At 72.9% G+C, this 5,685-nt stretch carries 5 protein-coding genes and 1 pseudogene; 2 read left to right on the top strand and 4 right to left on the bottom strand.

All coding sequences use genetic code 11. From position 1 onward, the window contains the following. Positions 1 to 78: 78 nt before the first annotated feature. Positions 79 to 1,320: pseudogene (locus AB0J39_RS37785) on the bottom strand (TldD/PmbA family protein); the annotation flags it as partial. A gap of 77 nt (positions 1,321 to 1,397) precedes the next feature. Here AB0J39_RS37785 and fabG point away from each other — a divergent pair. Further along, positions 1,398 to 2,102, top strand: a complete 705-nt coding sequence (fabG, locus tag AB0J39_RS37780) for a 3-oxoacyl-[acyl-carrier-protein] reductase (RefSeq protein ID WP_363473754.1) — start codon at positions 1,398 to 1,400, stop codon at positions 2,100 to 2,102. A gap of 48 nt (positions 2,103 to 2,150) precedes the next feature. Next, on the top strand, positions 2,151 to 2,915 hold the full coding sequence (fabI, locus tag AB0J39_RS37775; protein WP_346227259.1) for an enoyl-ACP reductase FabI: 765 nt from the start codon (positions 2,151 to 2,153) through the stop codon (positions 2,913 to 2,915). Positions 2,916 to 2,918: 3 nt separating this feature from the next. Here the strand turns inward: fabI and AB0J39_RS37770 are convergent, their stop codons facing one another. The 3 genes from AB0J39_RS37770 to AB0J39_RS37760 all read right to left on the bottom strand — a co-directional run. Continuing rightward, entirely contained in the window at positions 2,919 to 4,076 is a 1,158-nt protein-coding gene (locus tag AB0J39_RS37770) for an LLM class flavin-dependent oxidoreductase (protein ID WP_363473752.1), read from the bottom strand. 10 nt (positions 4,077 to 4,086) lie between these two features. Next, positions 4,087 to 4,638, bottom strand: coding sequence for an NADPH-dependent FMN reductase (ssuE, locus tag AB0J39_RS37765; protein WP_363473750.1), 552 nt, complete (start codon positions 4,636 to 4,638; stop codon positions 4,087 to 4,089). 28 nt (positions 4,639 to 4,666) lie between these two features. Next, a partial coding sequence (locus tag AB0J39_RS37760) for an SfnB family sulfur acquisition oxidoreductase (protein ID WP_363473748.1) occupies positions 4,667 to 5,685 on the bottom strand: 1,019 nt, incomplete at its 5' end.

Below are 5,685 nucleotides of genomic sequence, written 5' to 3'. Positions count from 1 at the left end.
TGAAGCTCCGATTGCGGGCATTTTGTGGGCCCGCCTGCTGACTTTACCCTGTTTACCTGGGCAAACGCCAGATTAGTCGGACAACTGGAAGTTGTACCGCTGCATGTCGATCGACCAGCTCTTGTCGCCGACGACGTAGATCCCGCGCCCGACCCGGGAGATCAGCTCGTCGGTGGACGGGCCGCCCGCGGCCGGCTGGAGCGACACGTTGGCCATCCGCTGGATCGGCACGTGCCCGGGGGAGTCGGCGAACGCGCAGCCGTTCGACCGGCCGAGCCCCTTGAGCAGCGCCATCCGCCGGTCGAGCTGGTAGCCCACCAGCGTGCCCTCGCGGACGATGTCGAACGACTGGCCGGCCACGCCCTCGTCGTCCCAGCCGACGGTGGCCAGGCCGTGCTCGACCGTGCGGTCGCCCGTCACGTTCATCACCGGCGAGCCGTAGTGCAGGCTGCCGAGCTGGTCGAAGGTGGCGAACGAGGTGCCGGCGTAGGCCGCCTCGTAGCCGAGCGCCCGGTCCAGCTCGGTCGCGTGGCCGATCGACTCGTGGATCGTGAGCCACAGGTTCGACGGGTCGACCACCAGGTCGTACGGCCCGACCTCGACCGAGGGCGCCTTGAGTTTCTCGTCCAGCAGGTCGGGGATCTCGGCCAGCTCGGCGGGGAAGTCCCAGCCGGTGCCGGTCAGGTACTCGTACCCCCGGCCGACCGGCGGGGCCAGCGTGCGCATGTCGTCGAACCGGTCGCCGTCGGCCCGCATCGCCGTCAGGACGGGGTGCAGCCGCACCCGCTGCTGCGTGGTCACCGTGCCGGCCGAGTCGGCGTAGAACTTCTGCTCCTTGACCTGCGTCAGCGAGGCCGAGACGTGGTCGACCCGGCCGAGCAGACCCGACGACCACTCCGCGAGCAGCGCCGCCTTGTCCGGCAGCGGCACGTCGAACGGGTCGACCTCGTAGGACGACACCCAGGTCACGTCGCCGTACACCGGCTCGGGGGCGAGCTCCACCGGCTCGCGGTTGATGGGCGCGCTGACCGCCGCCACCCGGACGGCCTCCTCGGCGGCCCGGGCCGCCGCCTCCGGGGTCAGCTCGATCCCGGACGCGAAGCCCCAGGTGCCGTCCTTGACGACCCGTACGGCGAAGCCGAGGTCGTCGGCATCCGAGGACCCCTCGAGCCGGGCGTCGAACAGGCGCAGCGTCTCGGCGCGTACGCGTTCGAGCCGGAACGAGGCGTGCTCGGCTCCCAGGTCACGGGCGCGCTGCAGGGCCGCGTCCGCCAGCCGCCGCAGCGGCAGGGCGAGGAAGTCGGGGTCGATCTGGCGCATGTCCACGATCCTAACCCTGTGATCTTGTGTCCAGCGGACAAGTGGACTACCCCCAAGTAGCCGATACCGTCGGTCGCATGGTTCGCTCTGTACTCGTCACCGGCGGAAATCGCGGCATCGGTCTCGCGATCGCCCGTGAGCTCGCCGCCGCGGGGGACGCCGTCGCCATCACCTACCGTTCCGGCGAGCCGCCGGAGGGGCTGTTCGGGGTCCGCTGCGACGTGACGAGCTCCGCCGACGTCGACGCCGCCTTCGAGAAGGCCGAGGCCGAACACGGCCCGGTGGAGGTGGTCGTCGCCAACGCGGGGATCACCAAGGACACGCTGCTGCCGATGATGAAGGAGGAGACCTTCACCGACGTCATCGACACGAACCTGACCGGCGCCTACCGCGTCGCCAAGCGGGCCGTGCGGCCCATGCTGCGGCTGCGGCGCGGCCGCATCATCCTGATCTCCTCCGTCGTCGGCCTGTCCGGCTCGGCCGGTCAGACCAACTACGCCGCCTCCAAGGCCGGCCTGGTCGGCTTCGGCCGGTCGCTGGCCCGCGAGCTCGGCTCGCGCGGCATCACGGTCAACGTGGTCGCGCCGGGGTTCGTGGAGACCGACATGACCGCGGTGCTCGACGAGGCGCAGCAGGAGCAGATCCGCAAGAGCATCCCGCTCGGGCGGCAGGCGCAGACGGAGGAGATCGCCCGGGTCGTCAGGTTCCTGGCGAGCGACGACGCCTCCTACATCACCGGGGCGGTCATCCCCGTCGACGGCGGCCTCGGCATGGGCCACTGAACAGGCCATAGAACAGGCCACCGAGCGGACGACAGACTGGAGCTGGACATGGGTTTGCTGGACGGGAAGCGACTGCTGGTCACCGGCGTCCTCACCGACGCGTCGATCGCCTTCAACGTGGCGAAGCTGGCCCAGGAGGAGGGCGCCCAGGTCGTGCTGACCGGCTTCGGCCGCCTCAGCCTGGTCGAGCGCATCGCCAAGCGGCTGCCCGAGCCGCCGCCGGTGATCGAGCTGGACGTCCAGAACGACGACCACCTCGACACGCTCGCCGACCGCGTCGGCGCGCACCTCGACGGGCTGGACGGTGTCGTCCACTCGATCGGGTTCGCCCCGCAGTCCTGCCTCGGCGGCAACTTCCTCAACACGTCGTGGGAGGACGTCGCCACGGCGGTCCACGTCTCGACGTTCTCGTTCAAGTCGCTCGCCGTCGCCTGCCTGCCGCTGATGAAGGAGGGCGGCGCGGTCGTCGGCCTGGACTTCGACGCGACCAAGGCGTGGCCCGTGTACGACTGGATGGGCGTGGCCAAGGCCGGGCTCGAGTCCTGCTCGCGCTACCTCGCCCGCGACCTGGGCAGGCACGGCATCCGGGTCAACCTCGTCGCCGCCGGTCCGCTGCGCACGATGGCGGCCAAGAGCATCCCCGGGTTCAAGGAGTTCGAGGACTCCTGGCCGGAGAAGGCCCCGCTCGGCTGGGACCTCGCCGACACCGCCCCCGCCGCCAAGGCGTGCGTCGCGCTGCTGTCCGACTGGTTCCCCGCCACCACCGGTGAGATCGTCCACGTCGACGGCGGCGTCCACGCGATGGGCGCCTGAGCGTCACCGGGACGGGGCGCCGGCGAACGGGATGGCGGCGGGAGCCGGGTCCTCCAGCGTGTCCACCGGGTGCCGCCACAGCCCCCCGCGGCGCAGCAGGGGCAGGACGCCCTCGCCGAACCAGTAGGCCTCCTCCAGGTGCGGGTGACCGGACAGCACGAACTCGTCGATCCCGAGCGCGTGGTACTCCTCGATGCGCTCCGCCACCTCGGTGTGGCTGCCCACGAGCGCCGTGCCCGCGCCGCCGCGGACCAGGCCGACCCCGGCCCACAGGTTCGGCGAGACCTCCAGCGCGTCGGTGCGGCCGCCGTGCAGGGCCCGCATCCGCCGCTGCCCCTCCGACCCGCTGCGCGCGAGGCCGGCCTGCACCGACGCGATGACCGCGGGGTCGAGCGCGGACAGCAGGCGCTCGGCCTCCGCCCACGCCTGCGCCGAGGTGTCCCGGCTGATGACGTGCAGCCGGATCCCGAAGCGCACCTCGCGGCCGGCCGCGGCCGCCTCCCGGCGGATCCAGCCGATCTTCTCCGCCACCTGCGCGGGCGGCTCGCCCCAGGTCAGGTAGACGTCGCAGTGCCGCGCCGCCACCCGCCCGGCCGCCGGGGACGACCCGCCGAAGTACACCGCCGGGACCGGGGACGGCACCCGGCTCAGCGCGGCGTCCGTGACGCCGACGTGCCTGCCCTCCAGGGTGACCCGTTCCCCGCGCCACAGGCCGCGGACGACCGTGAGGAACTCGTCGGTGCGCTCGTAGCGCTCGTCCTTGGTGAGGAAGTCGCCGTAGGCGCGCTGCTCGTGGTCCTCGCCGCCGGTGACGACGTTGACCAGCAGGCGCCCGCCCGAGTGCCGCTGGAACGTGGCGGCCATCTGCGCGGCGAGCGTGGGCGACAGCAGCCCCGGACGGAAGGCGACCAGGAACTTCAGCCGTTCGGAGCCGGCGACCAGCATGGCGGTGGTCAGCCAGGCGTCCTCGCACCAGGCCCCCGCCGGGGTGAGCGCGCCCTCGAAGCCGAGCTGCTCGGCGGCGCGCACGATCTGGCCGAGGTACGCCAGTGAGGCCGGCCGGTCCCCGCCGGCGGTGGTGACGTCGGTGCCGTGCCCGCCGCCGACGAGGTGGCGGCTGTCGCCGTACGTGGGCAAGAACCAGTGAAACGTCAGTGTCATGGCAGTCCCTTCAGGACGCGGCGAGCAGCGGGCGGCGCGCGGCCACGGCCGACGCGAAGCCGTCCACCACGCGGTAGAGCGGGGCGGCGTGCTCCGGGTCGAGGCCGGCCTCGCCGTCGCGGACCGCGATGTGCCGGTCCAGGACGAACCATTTCGGCACGACGTGGTCGGCCCCGAGCGAGGTCAGGACCGGGCGGAGCGCGTAGTCGATGGCCAGCACGTGGGCGGGGCTGCCGCCGGTGACGACCGGCAGCACGACCTTGCCCGCGAGCGCGAACTGCGGCAGCAGGTCGAGCACCGTCTTCAGCAGCCCGCTGTAGGCGGCCTTGTACACGGGGGAGGCGACCAGGACGCCGTCGGCCTCCTCGACGAGGCGGACGACCTCGGCGATGCGCGGATGCCGTGTGTCGGCCGACAGCAGCGCCTCGGCGGGCAGGTCGCGCGCCTGCACGCCGTCGACCTCGTGGCCGAGGAGGCGCAGCCGGTCGGCGAGGTGCGCGCAGAGGGCGGCGGTACGCGAGACCGCCGAGGGGCTGCCGGACAGGACGACGATGGTGGACATGGCGGAACCTCCGTCAAATGGGACCGGATCAGATCAGGCCGTGCCGCGGGGGCAGGGTCCGGCTCAGCGCGTACCTGCCGATGTGCTGGATCTTCCAGCGCACGGGATCGTGCAGGGTGTGGGTGCGGGCGTTGCGCCAGTGCCGGTGCAGGTTGAGCGAGTCCAGCGCCGACCTGGTGCCGGACACCTCGAACAGCGCGTCGCTCACCTCGACGGCGGCCGGGTCGGCGAAGGCCTTCGCCGTGGCGACCGCGATGGACGCCGCCGCGGCGGTCTCGTCGTCGAGCCGTTCCCGCGCGCGGTCGACCGCCCGCCCGGCCTCGCCCAGCAGAGCCTCGGCGGCCCGTACGGAGACCTCCAGCTCGCCGAAGCGCTGGATGGTCAGGGGGTCGTCGGCGGCGTGGCCGGCCCCGCTCTCGAACCACGGCCTGCTGCGGGTGCGCACGAACTCGGCCGCCTCGGTGAGCGCGGCGCGGGCGATGCCCACGTCGATCGCGGCGTGCAGCAGCTGCGCGTGGGCGCCGTGCAGCTGCGGCCCGGTGAAGGTCAGGTGGTGGGGGACGACGCGGTCGGCGGGCACCCGCACGCCCTCCAGCCGGACCGTGCCGCTGGCCGTGGTGCGCTGGCCCATGCCGTCCCAGTCGTCCACGACCGTCAGGCCGGGCGCGCCGGCCGGCACGTACGCGACGACGAGCCGGTCGGCGGGGTCCTTGGCCAACACGGTGATCCAGTCGGCGAACAGGGCTCCGGTCGAGTAGTGCTTGACGCCGTCGAGGACGTGGCCGCCGTCCTCGGCGGGGCGCAGCCGGGTGCGGTAGTCCTGCACGTGCCTGGTGCCCGCCTCCGACTGCGCGTTGCCGAACCGCCGGCCCGCCAGGACCTCGGCGAAGAAGAACGCCCGCTGCGCCGCCGACCCCTGCTGCCGCAGCACGTTGACGTACACGTAGTGGCTCTGCGGGATCTGGGCGATGTTGGGGTCGGCGGCGGCGAGCAGGCGGACGACCTCGGCCAGCGTGGCGGTCCGCACGTCGGCGCCGCCGTGCTCAC

Source organism: Microbispora sp. NPDC049633, assembly GCF_040675265.1.
GTDB classification, from domain to species: Bacteria; Actinomycetota; Actinomycetes; order Streptosporangiales; family Streptosporangiaceae; genus Microbispora; species Microbispora maris.
Note: the sequence above shows the minus strand (reverse complement) of the source record. Positions and strands in the feature narration are given on the sequence as shown.

Excerpts from the sequence above, each read along its gene's own strand:
- fabG (WP_363473754.1), top strand. The coding sequence starts at position 1,398 with ATGGTTCGCTCTGTACTCGTCACCGGCGGAAATCGCGGCATCGGTCTC.
- fabI (WP_346227259.1), top strand. The coding sequence starts at position 2,151 with ATGGGTTTGCTGGACGGGAAGCGACTGCTGGTCACCGGCGTCCTCACC.
- AB0J39_RS37770 (WP_363473752.1), bottom strand. The coding sequence starts at position 4,076 with ATGACACTGACGTTTCACTGGTTCTTGCCCACGTACGGCGACAGCCGC.
- ssuE (WP_363473750.1), bottom strand. The coding sequence starts at position 4,638 with ATGTCCACCATCGTCGTCCTGTCCGGCAGCCCCTCGGCGGTCTCGCGT.